The sequence below is a fragment of the Anseongella ginsenosidimutans genome, assembly GCF_008033235.1.
GTDB lineage: Bacteria > Bacteroidota > Bacteroidia > Sphingobacteriales > Sphingobacteriaceae > Anseongella > Anseongella ginsenosidimutans.
The window spans coordinates 1,328,288-1,354,138 of the sequence record NZ_CP042432.1; the positions used below are offsets into that span (position 1 = coordinate 1,328,288).

At 51.4% G+C, this 25,851-nt stretch carries 17 protein-coding genes; 10 read left to right on the forward strand and 7 right to left on the reverse strand.

The window, feature by feature from the left end; all coding sequences use genetic code 11:
- Positions 1–2 precede the first annotated feature (2 nt).
- From FRZ59_RS05630 to FRZ59_RS05645, 4 genes are all read left to right on the forward strand, one after another.
- Positions 3–1,580: a RagB/SusD family nutrient uptake outer membrane protein gene (locus FRZ59_RS05630; RefSeq protein WP_132128326.1), complete on the forward strand. Its 1,578-nt coding sequence runs from the start codon at positions 3–5 to the stop codon at positions 1,578–1,580.
- 45 nt (positions 1,581–1,625) lie between these two features.
- Entirely contained in the window at positions 1,626–2,948 is a 1,323-nt protein-coding gene (locus FRZ59_RS05635) for a Gfo/Idh/MocA family protein (RefSeq protein WP_225975210.1), read from the forward strand.
- A 41-nt stretch (positions 2,949–2,989) separates the two neighbouring features.
- On the forward strand, positions 2,990–3,742 hold the full coding sequence (locus FRZ59_RS05640; RefSeq protein ID WP_132128327.1) for a 3-keto-disaccharide hydrolase: 753 nt from the start codon (positions 2,990–2,992) through the stop codon (positions 3,740–3,742).
- 210 nt (positions 3,743–3,952) lie between these two features.
- The gene (locus tag FRZ59_RS05645) at positions 3,953–4,951 is read left to right on the forward strand and encodes a formylglycine-generating enzyme family protein (protein WP_132128328.1); all 999 of its coding nucleotides are present in this window, start codon (positions 3,953–3,955) and stop codon (positions 4,949–4,951) included.
- 24 nt (positions 4,952–4,975) lie between these two features.
- Here the strand turns inward: FRZ59_RS05645 and FRZ59_RS05650 are convergent, their stop codons facing one another.
- Positions 4,976–7,363, reverse strand: a complete 2,388-nt coding sequence (locus FRZ59_RS05650) for an ABC transporter permease (RefSeq protein ID WP_132128329.1) — start codon at positions 7,361–7,363, stop codon at positions 4,976–4,978.
- A 248-nt stretch (positions 7,364–7,611) separates the two neighbouring features.
- On the opposite strand from FRZ59_RS05650, the gene FRZ59_RS05655 reads away from it, so the two are divergent.
- Complete coding sequence (locus tag FRZ59_RS05655; protein WP_132128330.1) at positions 7,612–9,030, forward strand: AAA family ATPase; 1,419 nt, start codon at positions 7,612–7,614, stop codon at positions 9,028–9,030.
- A gap of 13 nt (positions 9,031–9,043) precedes the next feature.
- Here the strand turns inward: FRZ59_RS05655 and FRZ59_RS05660 are convergent, their stop codons facing one another.
- The gene (locus FRZ59_RS05660; protein ID WP_132128331.1) at positions 9,044–11,167 is read right to left on the reverse strand and encodes a helix-turn-helix domain-containing protein; all 2,124 of its coding nucleotides are present in this window, start codon (positions 11,165–11,167) and stop codon (positions 9,044–9,046) included.
- Positions 11,168–11,373: 206 nt separating this feature from the next.
- On the opposite strand from FRZ59_RS05660, the gene FRZ59_RS05665 reads away from it, so the two are divergent.
- The 3 genes from FRZ59_RS05665 (at position 11,374) to bla (ending at position 13,865) form a co-directional block, all read left to right on the forward strand.
- Entirely contained in the window at positions 11,374–11,967 is a 594-nt protein-coding gene (locus FRZ59_RS05665) for an ankyrin repeat domain-containing protein (RefSeq protein ID WP_132128332.1), read from the forward strand.
- Positions 11,967–13,010 (forward strand): acyltransferase family protein, encoded by a 1,044-nt coding sequence (locus FRZ59_RS05670; RefSeq protein ID WP_132128333.1) that lies wholly within the window; start codon positions 11,967–11,969, stop codon positions 13,008–13,010. The genes FRZ59_RS05665 and FRZ59_RS05670 overlap by 1 nt, the downstream gene beginning before the upstream one ends.
- Positions 13,011–13,073: 63 nt before the next feature.
- On the forward strand, positions 13,074–13,865 hold the full coding sequence (bla, locus tag FRZ59_RS05675; RefSeq protein WP_132128334.1) for a subclass B1 metallo-beta-lactamase: 792 nt from the start codon (positions 13,074–13,076) through the stop codon (positions 13,863–13,865).
- Between the two features lie 8 nt (positions 13,866–13,873).
- On the opposite strand, the gene FRZ59_RS05680 is transcribed toward bla, so the two are convergent.
- The gene (locus FRZ59_RS05680) at positions 13,874–16,267 is read right to left on the reverse strand and encodes an ABC transporter permease (protein WP_132128335.1); all 2,394 of its coding nucleotides are present in this window, start codon (positions 16,265–16,267) and stop codon (positions 13,874–13,876) included.
- Positions 16,268–16,594: 327 nt separating this feature from the next.
- On the opposite strand from FRZ59_RS05680, the gene FRZ59_RS05685 reads away from it, so the two are divergent.
- On the forward strand, positions 16,595–16,888 hold the full coding sequence (locus FRZ59_RS05685) for a hypothetical protein (protein ID WP_192901597.1): 294 nt from the start codon (positions 16,595–16,597) through the stop codon (positions 16,886–16,888).
- Between the two features lie 66 nt (positions 16,889–16,954).
- Entirely contained in the window at positions 16,955–18,421 is a 1,467-nt protein-coding gene (locus tag FRZ59_RS05690) for a Gfo/Idh/MocA family protein (RefSeq protein ID WP_132128336.1), read from the forward strand.
- 70 nt (positions 18,422–18,491) lie between these two features.
- Here FRZ59_RS05690 and FRZ59_RS05695 read toward each other — a convergent pair whose 3' ends face one another.
- From FRZ59_RS05695 to FRZ59_RS05710, 4 genes are all read right to left on the reverse strand, one after another.
- Entirely contained in the window at positions 18,492–20,441 is a 1,950-nt protein-coding gene (locus tag FRZ59_RS05695; protein ID WP_132128337.1) for a RagB/SusD family nutrient uptake outer membrane protein, read from the reverse strand.
- A 10-nt stretch (positions 20,442–20,451) separates the two neighbouring features.
- A complete protein-coding gene (locus tag FRZ59_RS05700; RefSeq protein ID WP_225975211.1) occupies positions 20,452–23,805 on the reverse strand; it encodes a TonB-dependent receptor in 3,354 nt (1,117 codons plus the stop codon).
- A gap of 138 nt (positions 23,806–23,943) precedes the next feature.
- Positions 23,944–25,098: a FecR family protein gene (locus FRZ59_RS05705; protein WP_132128338.1), complete on the reverse strand. Its 1,155-nt coding sequence runs from the start codon at positions 25,096–25,098 to the stop codon at positions 23,944–23,946.
- Between the two features lie 88 nt (positions 25,099–25,186).
- Positions 25,187–25,798, reverse strand: coding sequence for an RNA polymerase sigma factor (locus tag FRZ59_RS05710; protein WP_132128339.1), 612 nt, complete (start codon positions 25,796–25,798; stop codon positions 25,187–25,189).
- Positions 25,799–25,851 lie beyond the last annotated feature (53 nt).

Sequence of the window (25,851 nt, forward strand, 5' to 3'; positions counted from 1 at the left end):
TCATGAAACGAACTATATACAGATTTCTGGCCGGATGCTGCTTTGCGTTGCTTGCCGGCGGCTGCCAGAAAGACCTGCTCAAGACAATTCCCAACGACCGGATCACCTCTGAAATATTCTGGACCGAGGAAAAGGATGCAGTCCTGGCGGTAAATGCGATTTATACGTACCTGGAAGGCGTCAGCATATTTTCCTACGATGCCCTGTCCGATATCGCAAGGCCGAATCAAAACTTTATGCAGGAATCCTACATCGTAAAAGGAACGTATGATGCCCTCAATCCCTTTGTGGTAGAAAAGTGGGACAATGCTTACAAAGGTATACGCGCCGTAAATTATTTCCTGGAGAACGTGGATAAGGTTCCGACGGACAACATGGACCTGATCACCCGGCTAAAGGGGGAAGCACGCTTCCTGCGGGCCTATTTTTACATCCAGCTGACCACCCTCTTTGGCGATGTGCCCTTGATTACGAAGTCATTATCCATCGAGGAAGGCAAAACGGTCCAGCGTACCCCGGCGACCGAGGTGTATGATTTTATCGGGGAAGAGCTGACGGCTGCCGCCGCGGAGTTGCCGGTGGACGCCAGTGAGCCGGGCAGAATAACCAAAGGCGCTGCTCTTGCCTTTAAAGCGCGTCTGATGCTTCTTATCAAACGTTATGACGAGGCTGCCCAAGCCGCAGCCGAAGTGATGGCGCTGGATAAGTACGAACTTTATCCCAGCTATGAGAACTTATTTTCCTATTCGGCCGAGAATAACAGCGAAGTTATCCTGGATAAACAATTTACAGAGAATATCTACGCAAACAACAGCTTTGCCTTGCTGGCCCCTTACTCACAGACAGCTTCGGGTAATATTGTTCCGGTTAAAAAGCTGGTGGATGCCTACCAGATGCAGAACGGGAAAGGCATAGAAGAAGCCGGCAGCGGCTTTGATCCTCATGACCCCTATGCGAACAGGGATCCCCGCCTGCATTATTCCATCTTTGTGTTGGGAAGCCAGCTTCCTGACGGAACAACCTATGACTCCCGGCCCGGTAGCGGCACTGCCGATGCCATCGGGTATAATCCCGGTTCCACCAAAACGGGTTTCAACGTAAAGAAGTATGTAAATGCGCAAGACAGGAATGACAGGGACAATAGCGGGATCAATATCATTTTAATGCGCTACGCGGAAGTACTGTTAACGTATGCCGAAGCTAAAATCGAGCTAAACCAGGTTGATGCATCTGTTTTTGAGGCCATCAACGAGGTTCGTCAGCGCGCCGATGTGGGTATGCCGGCGATCACAGCGCCAAAATCGCAGGAAGAAATGCGTAGTATTGTAAGGCGGGAACGTATGATAGAACTGGCCTTTGAAGGACAAAGATTCTTCGATATTCGCCGTTACGGCATCGCCGGGGAAGTAATGAACGGGACGGCGTCCGGGATGACCTATACCAACAGCAGCGGTGACCTGGTTACCGTAACTGACAATTCTTTTATACGGTTTTTTGACCCGGACCGCGACGTGTTATGGCCGATACCGCAAAAGGAACTGGATCTGAACCCCGGGCTGACACCGAACCCAGGCTGGTGAATTGCGGTTTAACTGATTATATTTACAGGTTTTAAATTAAATACTATGGATACGAGAAAGAATAATGGATCACAGGATGCTAACGACATGGGCCGCCGGTCTTTTATAAAAGGTACCGGTGCGGCCATGATCGGCGGCGCGCTTGCGTATAACCTGGGTTTTCCCAATGAAGCGTTTGCCGCGAACAAAGGAACACTGAAAGTTGGATTGATCGGCTGCGGCGGCCGGGGCACCGGCGCGACGATCCAGGCGCTGACCGCAGACCCGGATGTGGTATTGACCGCCATGGGCGATGTTTTTCCTGATCGTTTGGAAGAGGCCTATGCTGCCATTACCAAAGTGAAACCGGATGAGGTGAAGGTTCCGCGCAGGCGCCAGTATATCGGCTTTGACGCTTACCAGAAGGTGATCGATTCAGGGGTTGACGTGGTGATCCTGACTACGCCGCCCGCTTTCCGCCCCGGGCATCTGGAGGCGGCCATAGCAGCCGGGAAACATGTGTTCTGCGAAAAACCGGTAGCTGTTGATGCTCCGGGGGTCCGTAAGGTGCTGGCGGCGGCAAAGGAGGCGAAGGCGAAAAACCTGTCACTCATGTCAGGCTTTTGCTTCCGGCGCGATTATGCAAATATGGCTGCTTTCGGCAAAGTCCTCGATGGCGCTATCGGCGATGTGCGCACCGTAACCACTTTCCGCAACGGCGGGGAACTCTGGACCAAGCCAAGGCAGCCGGACTGGACGGATATGGTCTATAAAATGCGCAACTGGTATTATCATGACTGGCTTTCAGGCGATTTTATCGTGGAACAGGCGGTGCATAGTATCGATATGATGTCATGGGCTATGGGTGACCGGCTTCCGGTACGGGCCACCGGAACAGGCGGGCGGCAGCGCCGGGTAGATGAAATATACGGCAATATTTACGACCATTTTGCGATAGAATATGAATATGCCGACGGGGCAAAGGGAATCCATTTTTGCCGCCAGCAGGCCGGCACCACCGGCCGCAATACGGTAGAAGTTGCCGGCACGCTGGGAAATGCCAACTTCATGATCGGCCGCGAGCATGTAATTACCGGCAAGAACCCCTGGAAGTACGAAGGAGAAAACAATAATATGTTCCAGGCGGAACACGATGAGCTTTTCGCTTCGATCCGCAGCGGCAAACCTGTGAACGACGGCGAATGGATGGCGAACAGCACGATGCTTGCCATCTTAGGAAAGATGGTCGGGTACAGCGGCCAGTCCATCACGCTGGAAGAAGCCTTTAATTCGGAGCTAGCTATCGGCCCGAAACTGGAGGAGTATGATTGGGACCTCGTTTGGGAAACTCAGCCGGTTGCTGTGCCGGGCATTACAAAAGTACTTTAACTGTGTAAAAAGCACTTTAGAATTCAACAATTGTCGATCAAATGCGAACAAGACTAGTAATATTTTTCCTTGCCGTCTTTGCTGCGGGGCCGCATGATTCGCTCTATGCCCAGTCAACGATTTCCTTTGGAACCGTAACGAAGCCGGACTGGGAACGGGCCGATCTGAAGGGGGAACCCGCATCCATCAAATGGATCAACGTCAACACCAACCCGGATACCTGGAAGCTGAAAAAGGATGTGCTGGTTTGTTCCGGAGAGCCCATTGGCGTAATGCGGTCGGAAAAGCAGTACGAGAATTTCATACTTCATGTTGAATGGAGGCATATGGAAGCAGGCGGGAACTCCGGCATCTTTGTATGGAGCGACGCCCTGCCGGGCAAGGAAAACCGGCTCCCGGGCGGCGTTGAAGTGCAAATGCTGGAGCTGGACTGGGTAAACCAGCACAAACGCGACGGTGTTACGCCGCCCATCGCCTACGTTCATGGCGAACTTTTCGGCGTTGGCGGCGTCACTACAGTACCTGATAACCCCAGGGGAACCCGCAGCAAATCCGTTGAAAACCGGTGCAAGGGCAAGGGCGAATGGAACACCTACGACGTGGTTTGCGTGGACGGCGTGATCAAGCTATCCGTTAACGGCAAGTTCGTCAATGGCATCAGCCAGTCAACGATCAAGAAAGGCTATCTCTGCCTCGAGTCGGAAGGCGCTGAAATAGAGTTCCGCAACCTGAGATTGGTGGAACTGCCGCCGGGAGTAACGACAACGGCCCAAACCGCTCCTTTGGCGCGGTAGCTGCTGTACCGGCAGATGGACTACGTGAGCCAGCGCAAGCCCCAAACCGCTCCTGTAGCACGGTAGCTGCCCGGCCGGCCGCATTATGCAGCGGGCATGCCTTGAGCGTCGGCCTGCCGCTCTGAAGGGAAAGGATTTTGCGACCGCAGCCAGTAGCTGCTTTTGCATATAGCTGTTTTGCATAAAAATTTAAAAAAAAGAAGATTAACGATGAATATCCGAAAGTCAATTCCTGCTTTTATACTGACGATCTGTTTCCTGATTTTTTTCCAGCCCCCTGCGGCTTTTTCGCAGGCGGGTGAATTCGACCCTTATACCCAGGACCTGGCCAATGTTAAAACCGGGATTGACATGGTACCCATACAGGCAGGTGAGTTTACCATGGGCAGCCCGGCCGATGAACCCGGACGAAAACCAGATGAAGGCCCGGCGATCCAGGTGAAGCTGGACCCCTTCTGGATGTCGGCAAAAGAGATCCCATGGGACGTGTACGAACTCTTTATTTTCGAATCGGGCGATGTGACGAAACCTGTTGATGAAGCAGCCGGCGCTGACGCCGTTACCCGGCCGACGCCTCCTTACCTGGACATGACCTTCGGTATGGGCAAAGAAGGCCATCCCGCGGTAGGCATGACGCAATACAACGCCATTCAGTTCTGTAAATGGCTTTACACCCGCACCGGCGTATTTTACCGCCTTCCCACGGAAGCAGAATGGGAATATGCCTGCCGCGCAGGCTCAGCCAGCGCTTACTTTTTCGGCCAGGAGGCGTCCGCCCTTGACGAATACGCCTGGTATGCGGCTAATAGCAGCGGGGAAACCCATCCGGTTGGCAGCAAAAAGCCGAATCCCTGGGGGCTCTACGACATGTACGGGAATGCCTCCGAATGGACAATTGACCAATACGTCCCCGACTTTTACAAGCAGGCCGGCAAGAAAACCGTCGAAAACCCGGTGGCCGAAGCTACCGAGCTGTACCCGCATTCCGTACGGGGCGGCTCCTTTGAGGATGAGGCGGCTGAACTTCGCTCCGCCAACCGGCAGAAATCCGACCCAAGCTGGAAGGCGATGGACCCTCAAACACCTAAAAGCAATTGGTGGTTTCCCTCCACTCCCTTTATCGGCGTCCGGATCGTCCGCCCGCTGAACCCTCCTTCCAAAGAGGAAATAGCCGCATATTATAATGTGGAACCGATCCCGGAGTATTAAGGGAAATTCTGCTGATCACTCTGATCACAATGATTTCACCGGGTTCATCAACGCCGCCTTTACGGACTGGAAGCTTACGGTCAGGAGGGCGACCAGCACGGACAACAAACCGGCCAGGGCAAATATCCACCACTCGATAGCCACCCTGTAGGTGAAATTTTCCAGCCATTTGTTCATTGCATACCAGGCAATGGGCGTGGCAATGACAAAACCGAATACGACAAGTTTAAGGTAATCTTTACTCAGCAGGCGAATGATGCTGGATACGTTTGCGCCCAGCACTTTGCGGACGCCAATCTCTTTCATGCGCAGCTCGGAAGTATAGGCGGCAAGGCCGAACAAACCCAGGGAGGCGATCAGGATAGCCAGCAAGGTAAAGAACCCGAACATTTCTCCGAGCCGGATATCCCTTTTATAGAGTTGGTCAAAGCTGTCGTCCAGGAACTGGTACTCAAAGGGGTAATGCGTGAACTGCCGGACTTTTTGCTCAAACAACTCAACGGTCCCGGGAAGGTTTTGTGCGCTTACGCGGGCGGAGATATATCCGGCGGGCTCCCTGTCAAGGGTGAGTACGAGCGGATCGATCGCACGGTGGATAGAGTTGTAGTGAAAGTCGCTGACGACACCTAGGACGGTCCTTCGTCCGCGGCCGTCCGAGTAACCGAATTCCTTGCCCACCGCCTCTTCGGGTGTCCAGCCGAGCGCCTTCGCCGTGGTTTCATTGATCAAAGCGACCGGAGCGCCCAGGGTATCTGTGCCGAACCTGCGTGAGAAGCCCCGTCCGGCGATGACACTGATCCCGTAAATATCAAGGAAGTCATAGTCAATACTAGTGGTACGGGTTGAAAGAAGCTTCCCGTTACTGCCTTCGTAGTCGAACATATTTTGAGTGGTCAGCACACTGGTGGGCAGGTTCTTCGAATAGGCGATGGTAATAATGCGGGAATCCTGCAGCAATTCTTCCCGGATAGACGCATAGTGCCGGCTGAGGCCCGGATCCCTGACTTCTACCGTAAGGACATGTTCCCGGTTATAGCCCAGGTCCCGGTTTTGTACAAGCTGCATTTGCCGGTATATAACGAGGCTGCCTACTACAAGTGCAATGGAAACAGCATATTGTCCTACGATCAGCACAGGCTGCAGCCTGAAACCGGCTTTACGCCGTCCCTGCTTTCCCGCCAGTGCCTGGATAGGCCGGAGCGAGGTCAGCAGGAACGCGGGGTAGCTTCCGGAAAGCAGGCCCACCAACAGCGTAAGCGTCAGCATTCCCGGAAGGAGCAGGGGGTTGTCAAGATAGTCCATCCGGAGCGGACGCTCCACCAAATGGCTGAAAAACGGCAGCAGAAGATGCGCTAACACGAGGGCGAGTACCAACGCCAGGAAGGTCATCATCACCGACTCTCCGATAAACTGGGCCATGAGCTGCCCCTGCCGCGCTCCCGCGACTTTGCGCATACCTACTTCCTGTGCCCTCCGGATGGAGCGCGCTACGGCCAGGTTGGTATAATTGATACAGGCCAGCAGCAGGATGGCGAAACCAATAGCCAGGAAAAGATATACGTATTGCTGGTTCCCGCTCTTCTCGAACGGAAAGGTGAGGATGTTCCGCGAAGGAAGGTGAATGTCATTCAATGATTGTAAAAAAAATGTCATCCGGTCTTCCGGCCGCCGGTCGGCCAGGTTCTTTTCGATATAGGCGTACATCTTTCCCTCCAGCTGCCCGGTGGTTGCACCACCGGCCAATTCTACGTAGGTGTACCATCCGTTATTGTTCCAGGGCTCCCGGCTCACACATTCCCGGTAGTTCTGATTAGACGCGGCAGGCAGGACATAACTAAATGTCAGGTGGGAGGTTTCGGGCACATCGGCCATTATTCCCGTCACAATATGCGGATGCTGATCCTGGTAGATCAATGTCCGGCCCATGGGGTCTTCTTCACCAAAGATCTTCCGGGCAAGGCTTTCGGTGAGTACAATGCTGTTAGGGCTTGCCAGCGAGGTTTCCGGATTCCCCTGCACAAGGGGAAAAGTAAAAATGTCCAGGAAAGCTGTGTCAGCTAATATCCCTTGTTCCTCGTAATACTGGTCACCCAGGCTCAGCAGGGGGTTGAAGGTTTCCGCGACCGTCGTAGCGGCCGTAACTTCAGGAAATTCCTGCGTCAGCGTGCCCGCCATAGCCGGTGAAGTGACTGCCCAGTACTCCGCCGCACCTGAAGTGGGCCGCTGCTGCGCCACCCGGAATATACGCTCTCCTTTTTCATGAAAACGGTCATATGAAAACTCGTGCTGCACAAAGAGCAGGATCAATATACAGCAAGCCAGGCCCGCGGCCAGCCCGAAGATATTAATGAACGAATATCCCGGATTCCTCCAAAGGTTTCTCCCGGTAATTTTCAGATAGTTTCTAAACATAATTTTTTACCGTTGTTTGGACATAACCGTTCGTTGCAAGAAAGCTGCCACACCGGTAAACAATGTTTTTGAGGAATCTGGGCGTTTTCTTACTGGGAATTGTCCGATTACGGACATTGGTGCGTTCATATATGGACAGTATTCGCTCGCTTAATCTGTATTTTTTAAGGAGATTTAGCGTAATAAAAAGCTACAATACGCTTAATCATACTTTTTTTTGTAGATTTAGCGCACTATAGAGAATGAGCATGGAAGCTATTATTGGCCGGAAGGAAGAAGTTACGGAGATGCAATCTCTCATATCGTCCTCGCAACCAGAATTTTTGGCTGTATATGGAAGAAGGCGTGTTGGTAAGACCTATCTTATCAGGAATACATACCGGGAACGTATTGTTTTTCAAATGACCGGCTTTGCAGATGCCAGTACAGCCGAACAACTTAGCAACTATTGGAGTGCGCTCAAGTCTGTTTACTCAGATATGGTATATGACGCCCCTCCAAAAGATTGGATGCAGGCTTTTGAATGGTTAAGGGAATATCTGGAAAGCATTGATGACGGGAAAAAAGTCATATTCTTTGACGAGCTTCCCTGGATCGATACGTTTCGATCTAAGTTCATCCAGGCTTTAGGTCATTTTTGGAATGCATGGGCATCGGATAGAAGCGATATAATTCTCGTAGTTTGCGGGTCTGCGGCCTCCTGGATGATCAATAAGCTAATCAACGACCCGGGCGGCCTTCATAACCGGGTGACCAAGCGCATCCGGTTAGACCCCTTTACGCTTCAGGAAACAGAGGCATTCCTGCACCATAAGCACATTAAGTATGACCGGTACCAAACCATCCAATTGTATATGAGTTTGGGCGGTATCCCTTATTACCTCAATGAACTAAAACCGGGCCGCAGCGTTTTTCAGGAGATTGACCGACTGTGTTTTTCGCCGAAGGGCAGCTTAGCGGGCGAATATCACAATCTGTATCGTTCTTTATTCCGGCATGCCGACAACCATATTGCTATTGTGGAAGCGCTGGCAAAGAAAAGCAAAGGATTGACGCGTGATGAACTTATCAAACAAAGTGGTCTTAGCAACGGAGGCTACATCACCAAGGTTATTGCCGAGCTGGAAGAAAGCGGATTTATCACCATTGTGTATCCCTTTGGAAAGCGAATCAAAAATGCGCTTTACCGGTTAACTGACCAATTTACACTCTTTTATCTCAAATTTATGCAAGACAGGAAGGCAAAAGGAGAAGGCGCCTGGCTTAGTCGCATAGACAGCCCATCCTGGCGGGCATGGAGCGGTTATGCATTTGAAAACGTCTGCTTCCGGCACATCCATCACCTGAAAAAGGCCCTTGGTATCAGCGGAGTATATACGGAAATTTCTTCCTGGCAAAGCCGGGATCAGGGCGCGCAAATTGACCTGCTGATTGATCGGCGCGACCATGTGATCTCCGTATGCGAAATCAAGTTCTCCAAAGACCCCTATATAATCACCAAAAGCTACAGGGCAGAACTTGAAAAGAAACTGTCTGTATTCCGAATGGAAACCGGCACCGCAAAAACGGTATTCCTTACGTTTGTTACAACCATGGGACTGGTGCCAAATCAGCACTCCTTAGGATTGGTGCAGAATGTAGTTACGCTGGATGCATTGTTTGAGTAGCGATTCGCATCCTTTACAACAACCCCTTCTCCTCCAACGTCTTTCTCAGCTCCCGGTTATTATTCCAGAACTTGATCTCCATATCGCTGATGACGCGTTTGAAAGCCGGGCTGTCCCGGAAAGGTGCCACCAGCGGATCGTCTTTGAAAAGCAGCACCCAGTATTGGTAATTGTCTTCTTCAGCAAATTCCCGGAGGTGTGTTATTGTTTTCTGCGCGTTCCGGCGGTAGGTGTAATACATGGCCAGTTGCAGGTGCTTGTATATGGATTCATCATTCATGGCATGTTCAAGGAATTGAGTTGCGTATACTTCGGCTTCTTCCCGCATGCCTAGTTTGGACCATACGGCTGCGATGGTAATGTCGGCAGCTTGAAAAATATCCAGGTCCTGATCGGTCCGCAAGTCGATAAATCGGAGGTAATATTCACGGGCTGCCGGGTAATTGCCGGTGTGGTAGTATAGCTTGCCGAGTTCCTGGAGGATGTGCAGGGCCGCGGGGTTTTTCTCCAGTTCGGCAAGCAGCAGTTTTTCAAGTTTTACCGGGTCGCGGTATTTGGCGTAGACCACGGCGGCTTTTACCCAACCGGCGTAAGGGTTGCGGGGATTATAGGCCAGGGATTTCTCAATGTATTCGAGTGACTCATCCACAAAGCCGGTTTGGATCAGGGCGTTGCTTAAATGGAGGTAATTGTAACTGGTGGTGACGCTGTCGTAGGCGGTGGGGTCCAGACGGATGCCCTGGAGCGCATATTCGAGGTACTTGGCGGTATTGGGGACCATGCTGTTGTAAAAATTGGACAGGAAATGGATCACAATAATGGAATTGGGATTGAATTCCAGTGCTTTTTCCAAATAAGGGACGGCTGACCCGTATTCTTTTTGATGGACGTAGTAAAGGGCTTTTGCAAACAGGCATTCGGGTGCGGAGGGGTCGTAAAGCAGCGCTTTATCGGAATAGGTGTCCAGCTGGTTAGTGTATTGCTTATGCGTCTGGAACAGGTCCAGGTAGTAATAGGCGATGGCAGACGTTGCGTAAGCAAGGGCAAAATCGCTGTCGCGGGTAATGGCCTGCCGGAGGTAGGCGAGGGCTTGTTCCAGGTTTCCGGCCCCGCCCTGCCGCATGAGGTCGGATGCCTTCAGGAACAGGTCGTAGGCCGCCAGATCGGTCGTGGGAATCTTTTCGATGCGTTTTGCTTCTTCCCAGGTAACGAAGGCTTGTACTTCCCGGGCAATGTCTTTCGCTATTTCCTGCTGCAGCTGAAAGATATCGGTTATCTCCCGCTCGTACTGCCGCGCCCACAGATGGCGGTCATGCCGCGCGTCAATTAACTGGATGTGCAGCAGTATCCGGTTGCCTGCCTTTTGTCCGCTTCCCTCCACCACATAACTCACATCCAGTTCTTCGGCCAATTCCGGAATAGTCCTGGCGGTATGCCGGTATTTTTCGGTCGAAGTGCGGCTGACCACGCGGAGGTCCTTTATTTTCTGCAGGTTGTTCAGGGTGGATTCCATCAGGCCATTGATCAGGTACAGATTGGCGGAGTCGCTGCTTTCATTTTTGAAGGGGAGTACGGCGATGGATTTTTCGCGGAGTCCGGGTTTGGGCCGCCATGCATAGTAGGCTACGGCGCCCAATAAGACAATAAGTACCGCCGCCGCGCTTATCATCAGCCAGGGGCTGGCTTTTCGCTTGGATGGCGCTAAGGCCAGGGGCCTGGCTTCGGGCGCGTTCTTTGCACCTGCTGCGATTTCCCCTTCCGCTGCTTCGCGCCCTGCGGCAAGCTCAGCTTCCTCGGCCTTTCGTTTGCCGGCCTCTCCAGGCGGATATCCGTAGTACTCGCGAAAACATTTAATAAAATAGGACGTGCCGCCAAATCCTACCTGGTAAGACACCTCCGACACCGTAAACGAGGTGCTGACAAGCAATTCCATGGCCCGTTCAAGGCGTACTTCCCGTATGAATTGGCTGGCGGATTTGCCGGTAGCCTGTTTGATGCGCCGAAGCAGGTTGGACCGGCTCATGTGCATCTTTTCAGCTAATTCTGACACACCGAACCGCTCGTCCGGCAGGTTTTCCAGCACAATAGCGGTGGCCTGGTCAGGAAAATTATTATCGATGGGAGAGATATCGGGCATGCCGGGTTTAAAGCGCGTTTATGAACAAATATACCGGTTGAACGGGTATTTGCATCATAATTTATATCCTAGCACCATAATTTATACCTGTGTTGCGAAACTTGATGCTTTTGGGCACATAAATAATAACCGGTTTTTCCGGCAGGACCGAGCTTTGCCTTATTCAACAGGTAACCAGAAATTCTTACATTTTAAATTCAACAATCATGAACAGTCAACACCGCAATTGCCTGCATGGCCTTACCAGGTGGACCGGCATTTTATCCCTTTCCCTGTTAGCTGCCTGCGCAGGTAAGGGGCATTCTTCCCAGGCAGATGACACGCCCGGCGCCGAACGGGTGGAAGCACCGAAGGTAGATATTCATACGGCGGTGGCCAGCGGCAATGAAGCCGCACTGCGGCAGCATATTGCCGCGGGCACGGACATTAATACGAAAGATCCCTTCGGGGGTTCCAGCCCGCTGATCACAGCGGCGGTTTTCGGCCAAACGGATATGGCCGGAATCCTTATCGAATCGGGCGCCGATCTTGACTTCCGCAATAATGAAGGTTCCACGGCTCTTCTCTCGGCTGCGTTCTTTGGCCGTCCCGAGATCGTACGGCTGCTGCTGGATGCCGGTGCGGATAAATCCATTGAGAATAAGTATGGAGCTACCGCGTATGAGTCGGTGGCAGCACCCTTTGCCGAAATGAAAAGTACCTACGACATGATGGGTAAGCTGTTAAAGCCGCTGGGGCTCAAACTTGATTACGCCTACCTGGAAAAGATCCGTCCTGTAATTGCTGAAATGCTGAAGTAATGGAAGCAAGAAGATACGATATCGATTGGATAAGGGTCATCGCCATAGGCCTGCTCCTGCTGTACCATGTGGCGATCGGCTTTCAATCCTGGGGCATGCTGATCGGGTTCATAACCACAGAGCAGACCTGGCCTTCGCTCTGGATTCCCATGAGTATGCTCAATGTCTGGCGAATACCGCTGCTGTTTTTCGTGTCCGGAATGGGAGCCTGCTTCGCTTTGCGCCAGCGAACCTGGGCACAGCTGCTGCCGGAACGGGCAAAACGCATATTGCTGCCTTTCCTCTTCGGGATGGTGGCCATTGTTCCCATTCACGTATATCTGTGGCAGCAGTATAATGATTTAGAGACCGGCTACGCGCCTGGTCCCGGCCACCTGTGGTTCCTGGGCAACCTCTTTATCTATGTCCTTTTCCTGACGCCCCTTTTTTATTACCTGAAACGGGGCGGCGGAAAAGCGCTTGCCCGAAAGGCGGAGGTATTTATGCGCAGTCCTTTGGGCCTGCTTCCCATGTTCGCACTATTCATATTGGAGGTGCTTATCCTGGAGCCCTTTCCGTTTGAACGGTATGCCATGACCTGGCACGGGTTCTTCCTGGGCCTGCTGGCCTTTTTCTTCGGCTATTTCTTCGTTTGGTGCGGCGCTGTCTTCTGGAATATGCTGCTTCGCTGGCGGTGGCTGTTTCTCCTGGCGGCTGCCACTCTTTTTGCGCTGCGGCTGTCCTTTTTCCAGTCCCTGGCTCCGAATTACCTGGTTTCCATCGAATCCAATTGCTGGGTATTGGCAGTCTTCGCCTTTGGTTACCGGCACTTCAACCGCCCCAGCTGCCTGCTGAGCTACCTGAGCCAGGCGGCCTACCCGGTCTACATTGTCCACATGGTATTTCTCTACCTTGGGTCGCTCCTCATCTTCCCGCTTGGAATGCCCGTTCCGCTTCAGTTCGTTTTGCTACTATTGTTTACCTTTCTCAGTTGCTTTGCCTGCTACGAACTGCTCATCCGGAGAGTTAGGTTCATCAGGCCTTTGTTTGGGCTTAAAACCTGAGGGAAAAACTTTGAAGCAAAGCGGGAGAAAGCTTTTATCTTTGAACACATGAAAAATATCCCCATGAAAAAGCAAATTATCACCGTATCAATACTTGCCGGGCTGGTATTTGCTTCCTGCCAAAACAAGCCGGGCAGCCAATCAGCGGCCGCTGCCTCCAAAGATATACTTGCACAAGACACCGTGTACCAATCGGAAACCCTGGTTATCCGGAAACTTTCTGATCATACCTTCCAGCATATTTCTTACCTGAACACCCGCGATTTCGGGAAAGTGGGCTGTAATGGAATGATCGTGGTGAACGATCATGAAGCGATCGTTTTCGATACACCAGCGGATAAGGAAAGCTCCGCGGAATTGATCCGTTACCTGGCGGAAACGATGAATTACACCATCAAAGGGGTGGTAGCTACCCATTTCCATGCGGATTGCGTCGCGGGATTAGCCGAATTTCATGAAAAACAGGTTCCATCGTACGCAAATGAACGGACGATTGTCTCCTTGAAGAATAGCGGGGATAGCGCTGCGGTTCCGCAAAACGGCTTTGAGGATGTCCTGGAATTAAGCGTAGGCGACGAAATCGTTTCTGCCAGGTTTTTTGGCCAGGGACACACGAAAGACAATATCATCGCCTATTACCCGGAAGAAAACGTGTTGTTCGGCGGCTGCCTGATCAAAGAGCTGGATGCCGGCAAAGGCAACCTGGAAGATGCGAACGTATCCGCATGGTCCGAAACGGTCAGAAAGATCAAACAGGAATACCCTGATGTTTCTATTGTGATCCCGGGCCACGGGAAAACAGGAGGGGCTCAGCTGCTTGATTATACGATACAACTATTCGATCCGGGAGCCTGACAGCGACCTTATTCCGATCGCAGCGACTTTACCGGGTTCATCAGCGCGGCTTTCACTGATTGAAAGCTGACGGTCAGTAAGGCGATCAACAGCGCCAGCAAGCCCGCCAGGCCAAAGATCCACCAGGCCAGGTCTATCCGGTAGGCAAAATTCTGGAGCCAGCGACTGACCGCATAATGGCTTAAAGGAATGGCCAGCACGAAAGCCAAAGCTACCAGCTTCAAAAAGTCGCGGGACAGTAGTAAAACTATATCGGGTACGGCCGCCCCCATTACCTTCCTAATGCCTACTTCTTTAGTACGGCGTTGTATCGACTGCATGGCCAGGCCGAATAAGCCCATACAGGAAATAAAGATCGACAAGATGGCGCCGGCGGTGATCATTTGCTTCCATTTCGCTTCGCTTGCGTAACCCGCCTGGTTAATGTCATGCATATAAGCGTAAGAGAAAGGACGAAAGGGCATCACCTTTTCATAGGCTTCCCGTATGGCCTTCAGGGCTTGGGTGGCCTTACCCGGCCTTAGCTTTACCCAAAGGTCCCCTGAGCCGTGTTTCAAAAGGAGCGGCCCTATTTTTTCTTTCAGAGAGGTAAAATGGTAGTCTTTCACCATACCTATCACGGTCAGCTGCTCATCGCCGTAATTGATCACCTGCCCGATGGGATCCTTTCCGGAGGCAGGGGCCCAACCGGCTTCTTTCGCAAAGGTTTCGTTGATAATCACCGAATGCGCAGCGTCGGCGGGAAAATCCGGTGAAAAATTCCGGCCCTGAAGTATGGGAATCTGTAAGGCGGGGAGAAACTGTTCATCTATCCAACTGAGGGCAAAATAAATTTCCTTTTCCTGGTTGTTCACCTTAGCCATCGTATAGCTTTGTCCGCCGAAATCTTTGGTAGCGGTTAGTGTAATGGAAGATTCGCCGGCCAGTTCGTTTTTCAGCGTACTGATAGCGGCATCGTGCCGCCCTCTCCCCAGATGTACGATGACCAGATCTTCATCGTTGTATCCGAGGTCTTTGTGCATCAGGTAGCTGAACTGGGAATAGATACCGGTGGTGGCTATCATCAGAAACGTGGCCAGTGTGAACTGCAGGATCACCAGCCCCCTGGCCAAATAGTTTCTGCCGGTGCGGTGGTGGCGATTATAGAGGGTCTGCACAGGTTTATATCCCGAAAGAACCAGCGCCGGGTAGAGGCCGGAAGCCAGCCCCGTGGTCAGGAAAAGCGCCAGGTAAATGGTTATCAGCTTAATATCCAACAAGTAAGAAAAGCTCAGACGTTTGTTTGATAACTCATTAAAGAATGGAAGCGCCAGCTGTGCGATCGCGATGGCAGCAGCAAAAGCCAGCAGGCAAAGAATGAATGATTCGCCCAGAAACTGGCCCGCAAGTTGCCCCCTTTGCCCGCCAATGACTTTCCGGATGCCTATTTCTTTGCCTCTTTTCAGCGAATGGGCAATGGTAAGGTTCACAAAGTTGATGCAGGCAATGACCAGGATAAATAATGCAATGCCCGAGAGAATGTAGGAGTATAGTGGATTACTTCCTGCGGTCAGCCCGTTTCTGAGATCCCCGTATCCAGTATCCAGGTGAATCTGCGGGAAGGGCTGCAAGCCGAAGCGAACCCTGTCTTTGTAATCAAGTTTCTCCTTCATTTCCTGCAATTCTCCTCCGGCCTTGCTAAGGAAAACCTGGTTCAGCTTGGGCGCCACTGTTTTATCATCCGACCCGGGGCGCAATACAAGGAATGTATTGATATAGAACCCTACCCAGGCATTATCGGGGTAGCGGGACCGGAGAAATTCGAAAGGGATCAGTATATCGAACTGAAGCGATGAGTTCTGCGGCGGATTTTTGGCTACCGCCGTAACCTGAAAGGGTTGAAACTTTTCGTCCACCCGCAATTCCAGCGTTCTGCCAAGTACGTTCGTCGTGCCGAAGTATTTTTCCGCAGCAGCTTCCGACAATACCATTGACTGCAACCCGGACAAGGCCGTCGCGGCATCTCCGGAGATAAGCGGAAAGGAGAACACGGAGAAAAAGTTTTCATCCGCAGACAAAATCTCTTCCTCAAAAGTTTCAGCGCCCCGGCGAAGGATATACGACCCGGTTTCCATGCGCACAAAGGCTTCCACTTCGGGAATTTCCGCGGCAAAAGACGGTCCGACGATCTGGTTAGTGCTTCCAAGCTTGTTCACGCCGTCTTTACCACTTATCGTGGCCGTCACCCGGAAGATCTGATCTTTTTTTTCATGGAAGCGATCAAAGCTCACTTCATCTTTGGTATACAGCACAATAAGCATGCAGCAGGCCAACCCCATGCTGAGTCCGGCCACATTAATAGCCGAATACACCTTATTGCGGGCAAGCGCCCTGAAAGCGGTCCGAAAATAGTTTCTGAGCATCGGTTTTATTGTTTTTTCTTATTCTACCCGCGATAGTTTTTCCGTTCACCCCGGTGGCCCCTTCCCCGAAAGCAGCGCTGCAAGAAGGCTGCCACACCGCTGATCTTTCCCTGCGGGCAATTTATCCACTTTTGAAAAAACTTCCTGTCCGTTTGCGAACACGCCTATGTCCGGATACGGACAGATGCTCCCAAATCAAGCCCCGGCCCCGTCATCGCAAAGGTTCGGGATTTACGGACCCTGTTTCACTTTTTTGTGCAAACACATATCGGTATTAAAATTGCAGTACTAACCTCGCCTTTTAATACAAATTCTTAAAATTCGATCATGGAACAGATGAGCATTTCCGAAAAAGCGCGTGTACCTTTTGACTACGAAAAGAAAGGCCTTCCGCGGGCAGTATGCGAGCTTCGGCCAATAATTTTTCGCGAAGGGGATTTATTCCGCTGTCTTTTGGGGCCCGATCTTCAAAAAGGAATTTCCGGAGAAGGGGCGACCCCTGAAGCAGCCGTTGAAGAATGGGTAAGTTCCCTGCGACAAAGGCTTCAGGCCCACGCGGAAGATGAAGCTACGCAATATGCAAGGGACGTACTGAATACCTCGGTGAATGACGTTTGGTAAGGGATTGGTTAATTGAAAAATATTTCCTACTTTGATCTATGCTTTCCAAACCAAATTAACAAAATCATGAAAGGACCCAGAAAAGATGCTTCAAACCGGTCGCGGAGGGAGTTTATAAGGAATGCCGCGATCGCTTCTTCCGTTTTTATAGTACCCAGACACGTGTTAGGCGGACCAGGTTTTATATCTCCCAGTGATCAGCTGAACCTGGCCGCCATCGGTGCGGGCGGAAAGGGCGCAAGCGATATCCGGAATGCTTCAGTCAACGGGCGGGAACGGGTAATTGCCCTCTGTGATGTGGATTTTGCGGGTTCGGCAAAAGCGTCCGTGGAACGTTTTCCGAACGCAAAGCTTTATGCGGATTACCGGGAAATGCTGGATAAGGAAAAAGATATTGACGCGGTAACGATCTCCACCCCGGACCACGTACATGCCCCCGCGGCGAAATATGCGATGGAACGGGGCAAGCATGTCTACGTCCAGAAGCCCATGACCCATAATATCCGGGAAGCCCGGATCCTGACCCAGATGGCCCGGGATCAGAAAGTTGTTACCCAGATGGGTAATCAGGGCGGGTCTAATGATTTGTTAAAACTTGTGCAAAAATGGGTGGACGAAGATGAGGTAGGAAAGGTTTCCAAAGTTCAGATCTGGACGAATCGACCCGTATGGCCGCAGGGAGGAGCATTCCCGCAAGCTTCGCCGGGAGAGAAGCCGGACTCGTTGAGCTGGGACCTTTGGCTGGGCCCCGCTCCTGAGATTCCTTATACCCCCAAACTTCATCCTTTCAACTGGAGAGGATGGTGGAATTACGGTACAGGCGCCCTGGGCGACGTGGGATGCCACTTAATTGATATACCTTTCCGGACACTTGGTTTGATGTACCCCACGGATGCGGAGTGCAGCGTCGGGTCCGTTTATTCCCAGATGTGGACGGCTGATTACCACCCGGAAGGCTGCCCGGCCTCGTCTTTCATTACCTTGCATTTCGCAGCTACCAAAAAAAGTAAATCGCCGATAGAAATGACCTGGAGCGACGGAGGGATCCGCCCTTCCCACCCGGATATCATCCCGGCTGACCACGACATCGGAGGGGCTGGCAGCGCCAATGGCGTTCTCATTATCGGGGACAAAGGGATTATTTCCACCAATATCAATGACAGCTCACCAATGATGCCCAAACTCTACCGCAACGACGGTACGGTGGAAACCGCCCCCGAAACCAAGAAAGACGCCGAACCCGAATACGGTCATCAACGTAAATGGGTAGATGCCTGCAAAGCCGGATTCAATAGCCCCGAACACAAAGGCCTCACCTCCTCTTTCGACTATGCCGGCCCAATGACGGAAACAGTCCTGATGGGCAATCTTGCCATTCGGAGTTACCTGCTCCGTCGGGAAAACAGCCAGGGCCAGATGGAGTTCTTTGCCAGGAAAAAACTCCTGTGGGACGGAGAAAACATGCGCATCACCAACCTTGAAGAGGCGAATCAGTTTGTAGGAAGGACCTACCGAAAAGGATTTGAAGTTTAAGCATTCCGCCTGGTTTGCGTTTAATAGCCCGCGACGGTTAATGTTCGTCGCGGACTATAAGAATCAAGCTTCAATACCCGGGATTCTGGTAAGCGGCTTTTTCTGCTTCGGTCATCTCTAAGCCATCAAGCTGTCCCTGGGGAATGGGGCGCAGGTAATGATACGGTTGAATATTGCGTGTGATCGTCTCCGGCGTATGGTCTCCATAATTGCTTCCTCCTATTTCATAGGCAGATGCGAGATCGGCCCATTTTTGCGTACGTATCAAATCGTACCAGCGATAACCTTCTCCGTAGTATTCACGCGAACGTTCGGCCAGGATATAGTCAATGTCAATCACGGCTGGTGTAGCGGCGATCATTTCGGCACTATGATCTTCCAATTTGGCGGCATTCCCGTTATTATCCCAGCGCCATTTGCCTGCGCGTGAACGAATGACGTTGATCAATTCTGCGGCGCTTTTACCGGCCTGCACCGCCGCGCCTTTTACCGCCGCTTCGGCAGCAATAAAATAGAGTTCCGAAAACTTGGCAATGTTGAAAGGGCGGGTGCTGCCGGCATTGGGCTGCCCCAGTCCGCCGCCGTTGTCCGTACGGTAAACGCCAAGCTTCCAAAGCCCTGGATACACGATCCTGCTGATGCCGCGCGGAGATACTACGAAATCGGATCTTCCGGGTAATACGCCGGCGCCGATATTGCTTTTGTAGGTCGAATTTGAATAATCTATTGACCCGGCCGGTTCTTCGTCAAGAAAAGTTAATATAGGTTCACCCGGATAGACTTTCATATTGTTTGCGTTGTACACGAATGCTTCGCCAGCGCCTCCTTTAGGCCAGTTTCCGCGATAAACGGTTGTAAATGTGCCGTCATAGCGGGAATCATTGGTTTTATCGGCGAAGGTGTTTTCAATTACACCGATCGTGGGGGCCATACGTGTCCAGGGACGCCCCAGGTCCTGTGATGCTTCACGCTGAACGGAATTTATCACCGTATTCCAGGCCGGATCAACAGCGCTTGTGATGTTTGTATAGTTCCAGGTCATCATCCAAACGGCAAAATTATCAGGGGCGCCGCCGCTGCCGTAGGTAAGGCTGCCTCCGTTATAAAACTCGCTGGTCTCGGTGTGGTCGGCATATAACAGTATTTCATTATTCCGGTCGTTTTGGGCCAGGTTAACGTCATAATAGGTTTCCTGCAGGCCGAACGGACCCGGGTTATCAATCGCCTCTGCTGCTATATCGTATGCTTGCTGAAAATACCAATGGGCGTCATGCCCGTCGGGGTCGGTACGCGGCGTTTCCGGGTAGGTAGGAATGTTATTGGGGTTTTCCAGCCACCAGGCATACGTGAGGTACGCTTTTGCCAGGTAGAGGCGGGCTGCTGTTTTGGTGACTCCGCCTGTTACACGGCCGGTTTCAGGCAGGTCATTTACCGCTGTGAGCAAATCCGGGAATACGGCCTTTGTGTAAACCTCGGGTACTGTATTTCGCACGGAGGTCCTTACAGGATTTGTATTGAATTTCAGTTCTCCCGAACCTAAGTCCAGGGGCACGCCGCCAAAGGTTTGTACAAGTAAAAAGTAGTCGAATGCGCGAAAGAACCTGGCTTCGGCAATCAAAGCGTCGGATATTGTGCCTATTTCAGCCGCATTTTCGATAATACCGCTCGCGGTGTTAATATTGGAGAACGCGGTTCCCCATAGTACATCGGCACGGCTGCTGGTAGAAGTAATATCTCCCTGGCCGCTAATGTCCATTACCTTGAAATTCTGGTCGGCGCTTTGGGCGTAAGTGGCTTCATCGGTGCCGGTAAGGCAAGTGTTATAGTAATAGGCCTGGCCGTAAATATACCGCAGGTGGGCGTACAGGGAGGTGATTCCTCCGTTAATACCCTTTTCGGTCTTGAAAAAGCCGGGTTCATAGATACTGCGAGGCTCTTCTTCCAGGATATCATTGCAGCCCACCAGAAACAAGGTCATTGCAATTGTTGCCAGGAACGTAGTTATATAGGTCCGTTTCATTTTGGTTATTCTAAAATGTCAAATTAATACCAAGCATGTAGTTGCGTGTCGCGGGCGCGTTGGTGCCTATGGTAAGCAGGCGGCTCTGGTAAGCCGTCGTTACCGCCGCGTTTTCATCACCGTATGAATTGGTTTCGGGGTCCAGGCCCGTTTCACGGTGAAAAGGCGAAAACAATACGAACGCGTTCTGTACCGTAAAATAAAGGCGAAGCTGGTCAATGCCGGTATTTTGAAGCCAGCCATTCCGGCTAAGGTCATAGCCGAGGGACAACGCGCGTATCTTCAGATAGGATGCTTCGAAGTAACCAAGGGTATTGGCGTATTTTGGATTGTCCCCGCTGGTTATTCCGCCGGGTTTGGGGTACCTGGCGCCGGTATTCTCCGGTGTCCAGTAGTCAACTTTTACGTTCCCCCGGCGCCCGCTCAGCATATTAAGATATCCGGCTCCCGAATGGAGGGTGCTGATAAGGATTCCGCCGCTTTTAAAAGCGGCGACAGTGCTGAGGTCAAAACCCTTATACGACACGCGGGTATTAAAACCACCCTGGAATTCAGGTTCCACGCTCATTATTTGCCGGTCCTCGGGCCCGATCGCTCTTACCGGCGAACCATCAGCATTGTACACGCCGGTATATTTGACCTTGATCATACCTGCATTTCCGCCTGGTTCCAGAATATCCAGGTAAGGATCGTCTTCCTGCCAAAGCCCGGTTTTCTCGTAATCATAAATTACATTCACCGGGTGGCCGGTGAACCACCAGTTGCTTTCATCCCGTTCCTGTCCCGAAGCAAGCGATACCAGCTCGTTGCGGTTGCCGTAAACGTTGATTCCCACATCCCATGTCCAGCCGTTCACGTTATCCAGTATCAACCCGCTGAGGGAAAGTTCCAGACCTTTATTCCGGGTTTCTCCTATATTGGCTGTGTAGCTGCCCACGCCGGAGGTGCCTGGCAGGTTAACATTAAGCAGAATGTCTTTGGTATTGGTTGTGTAGTACTCTATAGTACCGGAAAGGCGATTATTCAGTATGGTAAAATCCAATCCGTAATTCCATGTTTCAGAATATTCCCATCCTAAATTTGAATTGGGAAGTGTAGATACGTAGAATCCGGTTGCGTAGGAATCATCTCCAAAGTTATAAGGCCGGGTGCTTAATCGTCCGAGTGTGGCATAAGGTGCAATGGCCTGGTTGGACGTTTGTCCGTAGCCAACACGCAGCTTCAGCCTGTTCACCGCGGCAAGGTTTTCCATAAAGGGCATGTTCCCGATATTCCAGCCGGCCGATACCGCGGGATAGGTGTGCCATTTATGCCCTTCCGCCAGCCTTGAAGAGCCATCGGAGCGCAGGGTGGCGGTTAGCATATAACGATCGTCATAAGAATACATTACGCGGCCCATCCATGACATCAAACCGCTCACCTGGTAATCCTGGTCTTCAGGATTAACTGTGATTTCCCCGGCGGCCTGCCCGATATTATAGAACTGGAACGCATCGGCGGGAATATCCCTTGCAGACATCGCGGACCGGTTATATTTATTCTGCTCCACGGAATATAAGCCTATCACATTCAAGCGATGCTTATCGAAGCTGCGATCGTAGGTGAGCAGGTTTTCAACCGCCCAGTGATAGGTATGGGAATTGCTTATCGAAGCGCTTGAAGGGGTTGTGGCGTTGGAGCTGTTGATACCTTCAGCAGTATATGCCCCGCCGTTGCTCTGACGGTAATCCAGGCCAATATTTGCGCGGTAGCTCAAGCCTTCGATACCGGGGATTTTCACTTCTCCATACAGTGCGTTATAGGTTCCATAAGCCCTGGTTTCGTCCAGCCATTTATCCTCCAGTCCTTCTAATAGTTCTCTTGAATATACCCACTGCTCGTCCAGGGGCATGTTTACGGTTCGCTTCCATGAGCCGTCCTCGTTATAAGGATTGGCGGTAGGAGACATGCTCAATATGCCATATAGGCCTACCTGGGAGCCTTCGGTAATATTATAATTATTGTTGGTGGTAAAGCCGAAGCGGAAATACTCTCCTACCTGCTGGTCAATGGAACCCCGCAGGGAAAAGCGGTTGTATTGCTGGCCGGGGATCAGGCCTTCGTCGTGATAATAACCGGCGCCGAAATTATAACTGCCTTTTTGTGTGCCGCCGGTAATGCTAACATCATGACTGGTGACCACGCCGGTTCTGTATAACAAGTCCTGCCAATCGGTATTTACATCATCGGCTTCATCCAGGGCATTGGTGAATTGGCCGGCGGCCTTACGCAAGGCGACAAATTCCGGCCCATCCATCATTGGGTATTCAGCGAAAACTGTTTTTGCGCCGTAATAACTATTATAATTCACTTTTGCCTCCTGGCCCGGGCGCCCTTTACGGGTGGTGACCAATATAACACCGTTGGCGCCGCGGGAGCCGTAAATGGCAGTTGCCGAAGCGTCTTTAAGGATATCAACGCTCTTAATGTCGTTGGGGTTGATATCGGCGATTGATCCGGCAAAGGGAATCCCGTCCAGTACGATCAGCGGATCGTTGCTGGCAGTCAGGGAGCGGGTACCGCGAATGCGGATTTGCATGGTAGCGCCAGGCTTGGATGATGTTTGCGATATTTCTACCCCCGGCAAGCGCCCTTGCAGGGCCTGCGAAATATTGGACGATGGCACCTCCCGCATTTTATCCCCGCTTATTGAAACCACGGACCCCGTAACGGCTTCTCTCCGCTGGGTACCGTAACCCACTACCACCACCTCTTCAAGCTGCTGCAAATCTTCTTCCAGCGTAATATTAATTACTGACTGCTCGCCAACCGCTACTTCCCGGGTTGTGAACCCGATAAAGGAGAATACAAGCACGGCATTTTCATTGGTGACCGTAAGAGAAAAATTGCCGTTCTCATCGGTGATGGTTCCGTTAGTTGTTCCTTTTTCAACGATGTTGATTCCCGCCATGGGACTGCCCTCCTTATCCCTGACCGTGCCTTTTACTGTCAGAAGCTGCAGCCCCCATTCGGCAAAGCGAATTCCGGGATCTGATGCGAGCCCCGTCTTGTTCAGCAGGATATAACGGTTGATTACTTCATAATCAATTTGGAGGGGGTCAAGAAGCTCTTCAAGAATTCGGTCTAATGATTTGTTCCTGACATCAAGGGTTACTTTACTTCCGGCATTGATCAATTCGGGACTGTACATGAACTGTACATCGGTTTCCTTTTCAATGTCCTTCAGGACTTCCCGGAGCGCCTTTCCTTCGGATTCCAGGCTTAATTTTTGTGCGAGTACCTTTTGCCCGGCGGATTCCTCCGCATTGGCGCAAAATCCCAGCATCAATAGCAAAGAAGGAAGAAGAGAGAGTTTCATTGCCATTACAATTGATTTCTTCGGCCTTTTTTTCATAAATTACATCAGTTTTGTTGGTTAGAGTAAACAATTACTTTACGGAACCTTATCGTATTGCGCTCCGCCCTGCCCGGCGGGGACGCAATACGTTTATCATCCGGCACACTATCTGCAGCCCTTCGCATAGATCACGACGCTTCCGTCAATAATCTCATACGAAGCATTTACCACTTTGCAGATCATTTCCAGCTTTTCAAAAAACGGCTCGTCACCGAGGGTGGCTGATAAAGAACAGGACGCCACGATTCGTTCATCATAAATAATGGGAATACCGTACACCTTCTGCAGTTCTTCAAATACCTCTCTCAGGGGTGTTCTGTCAAAGCGAAAAAGTTCCTTTTCCTTTCGCTCCACGGGCTCCCAGACCGGCTCGGGCGCATCCACTAAGCCCTTTTCCAGGCTTTTTCGTTTTCTGTCATACTTTACCCGTTGATTCGGGCGCAGGATCAATGCGGTAGAAGCATCGTCCTCTTTCGCCACGTAAACTTTCCCGGTTTTTACGCTTACTTCCGCCAGCTGCTCTCCTGGCTGTGCGCGCACGCGGAAGCTGGTTCCCAGCACCCGGGTAACAATTTCACCTGCATGCACAAGAAATGGCCTTGCCGGCTCCCTGGAAACATCAAAGAACGCTTCTCCGCTCAGTATGACTTCCCGTTTCCCTTCAAAATACCGGTAACGGATGGTGCTGTTCTCACTCAGGGAAACCAGGCTTTGGTCCGGAAGCCTGATCTGCACGACTGAATCGCCCTTGTTTTCATACCTGCCCGAAAGAGGCAGCTGTTCAACCCGGGAACTTGTGGCGCCGGAAGAAAAATCTTTCTGTGATGCGACAAGCAGCCATCCCAGGCTCAGCCCCATGAAAATAACTGCGGCCGCTGCTTTGAACCAGGTTTTGCGATAAACCGGGCGTTTAATGACCTGCAGGTATTGTTTTTGTTCCGTTTCAGCGGCGCCGGATTCGCCGCCAGGCTGCGAGTTTTCAACCGCCTGCCCGTTCACCGGCATATAGGAAAGGTCTTCTATTCCGGCACGGATCCGGAGTATTTCATTTTCAATTTCCTTATCCGACAGCAAAGGCTCTTTCAGCTGCAAAGCCAGCACAATCGCTTTTGCGGTAATTATCTGCTCAGCCTGTTCCGCATGATCCTTTTCCCAGTTAGTCCACCGTACAGTATCGGCATCCGGCCGTGCAAGCACCCAATCTCTGAAAGAAGGGTCGGATACCAGCTGTTCAATAATTTGATTCACGGGTTCATCCATGATTTAGGTTCCTTATACTTTATATAAGGCTCCCTTTTCAAAAATCTACTGGATTTCCGGAATTTTTTTTGAATAATCCTCCCCTACACTAGTGATACGATCGCAAGAGCAGCAGGAAAACTACCATATGCAGGGAGCCGGCCAGGGCCTTTAGCCGTTTAAGCGCATCGTGCAGGTGATTATAGACAGACTGTTTACTTACGGACATGATGGCGGCGATCTCGTTAATATCAGCATCCATGTAAAAGCGCAGGTAAATCACTTCCTGTTGCCGCCGGGAGAGCTGGTTCAACAATTCCCGCATTTTTAAGGCCAGGGCAGTCAATTGCTCGTCGCGAATTATATGGCTTTCCCGGGGAAGTTCCCTGTCATATCCTGCATAGAAGAGCGTTCCTTCGTCCAGCGGTTCCGGTTTTTTCTTCTGCAATTCCCTGATCAGCCTTCTTCTGAGTGATTTCAACAGGTAGAATTTTACATAACCTGTTTCGCTGATGGTGCTTCGGTTCTTCCAAAGGTCCAGGCAGATTTCCTGGATACAATCTTTCAATAGTTCCGCGTTTGCCGTAAACCGGATGCCATAGGCGTACAAATCATGGTAGTAATGACTGATCAGCTCACCCAAAGCGTCTCCCTTGCCAGCCCTGAACTGGTTCCAAAGCTTTGCGGCTTCTTCCCTGGAAAATGCAGAAGCAGAACGCATGGAGATATATATTGGTTAAGGCAAAGCTATACACAAGGCCCGCCTTAAAAGTA

Bases quoted from the DNA above. Each gene is read 5' to 3' on its own strand.
- FRZ59_RS05670 (WP_132128333.1), top strand. From the start codon at position 11,967: ATGGAAGCAAGAAGATACGATATCGATTGGATAAGGGTCATCGCCATA.
- bla (WP_132128334.1), top strand. From the start codon at position 13,074: ATGAAAAAGCAAATTATCACCGTATCAATACTTGCCGGGCTGGTATTT.
- FRZ59_RS05630 (WP_132128326.1), top strand. From the start codon at position 3: ATGAAACGAACTATATACAGATTTCTGGCCGGATGCTGCTTTGCGTTG.
- FRZ59_RS05635 (WP_225975210.1), top strand. From the start codon at position 1,626: ATGGATACGAGAAAGAATAATGGATCACAGGATGCTAACGACATGGGC.
- FRZ59_RS05695 (WP_132128337.1), bottom strand. From the start codon at position 20,441: ATGAAACGGACCTATATAACTACGTTCCTGGCAACAATTGCAATGACC.
- FRZ59_RS05650 (WP_132128329.1), bottom strand. From the start codon at position 7,363: ATGTTTAGAAACTATCTGAAAATTACCGGGAGAAACCTTTGGAGGAAT.
- FRZ59_RS05655 (WP_132128330.1), top strand. From the start codon at position 7,612: ATGGAAGCTATTATTGGCCGGAAGGAAGAAGTTACGGAGATGCAATCT.
- FRZ59_RS05710 (WP_132128339.1), bottom strand. From the start codon at position 25,798: ATGCGTTCTGCTTCTGCATTTTCCAGGGAAGAAGCCGCAAAGCTTTGG.
- FRZ59_RS05640 (WP_132128327.1), top strand. From the start codon at position 2,990: ATGCGAACAAGACTAGTAATATTTTTCCTTGCCGTCTTTGCTGCGGGG.
- FRZ59_RS05660 (WP_132128331.1), bottom strand. From the start codon at position 11,167: ATGCCCGATATCTCTCCCATCGATAATAATTTTCCTGACCAGGCCACC.
- FRZ59_RS05645 (WP_132128328.1), top strand. From the start codon at position 3,953: ATGAATATCCGAAAGTCAATTCCTGCTTTTATACTGACGATCTGTTTC.
- FRZ59_RS05690 (WP_132128336.1), top strand. From the start codon at position 16,955: ATGAAAGGACCCAGAAAAGATGCTTCAAACCGGTCGCGGAGGGAGTTT.
- FRZ59_RS05705 (WP_132128338.1), bottom strand. From the start codon at position 25,098: ATGGATGAACCCGTGAATCAAATTATTGAACAGCTGGTATCCGACCCT.
- FRZ59_RS05665 (WP_132128332.1), top strand. From the start codon at position 11,374: ATGAACAGTCAACACCGCAATTGCCTGCATGGCCTTACCAGGTGGACC.
- FRZ59_RS05680 (WP_132128335.1), bottom strand. From the start codon at position 16,267: ATGCTCAGAAACTATTTTCGGACCGCTTTCAGGGCGCTTGCCCGCAAT.
- FRZ59_RS05685 (WP_192901597.1), top strand. From the start codon at position 16,595: ATGGAACAGATGAGCATTTCCGAAAAAGCGCGTGTACCTTTTGACTAC.
- FRZ59_RS05700 (WP_225975211.1), bottom strand. From the start codon at position 23,805: ATGGCAATGAAACTCTCTCTTCTTCCTTCTTTGCTATTGATGCTGGGA.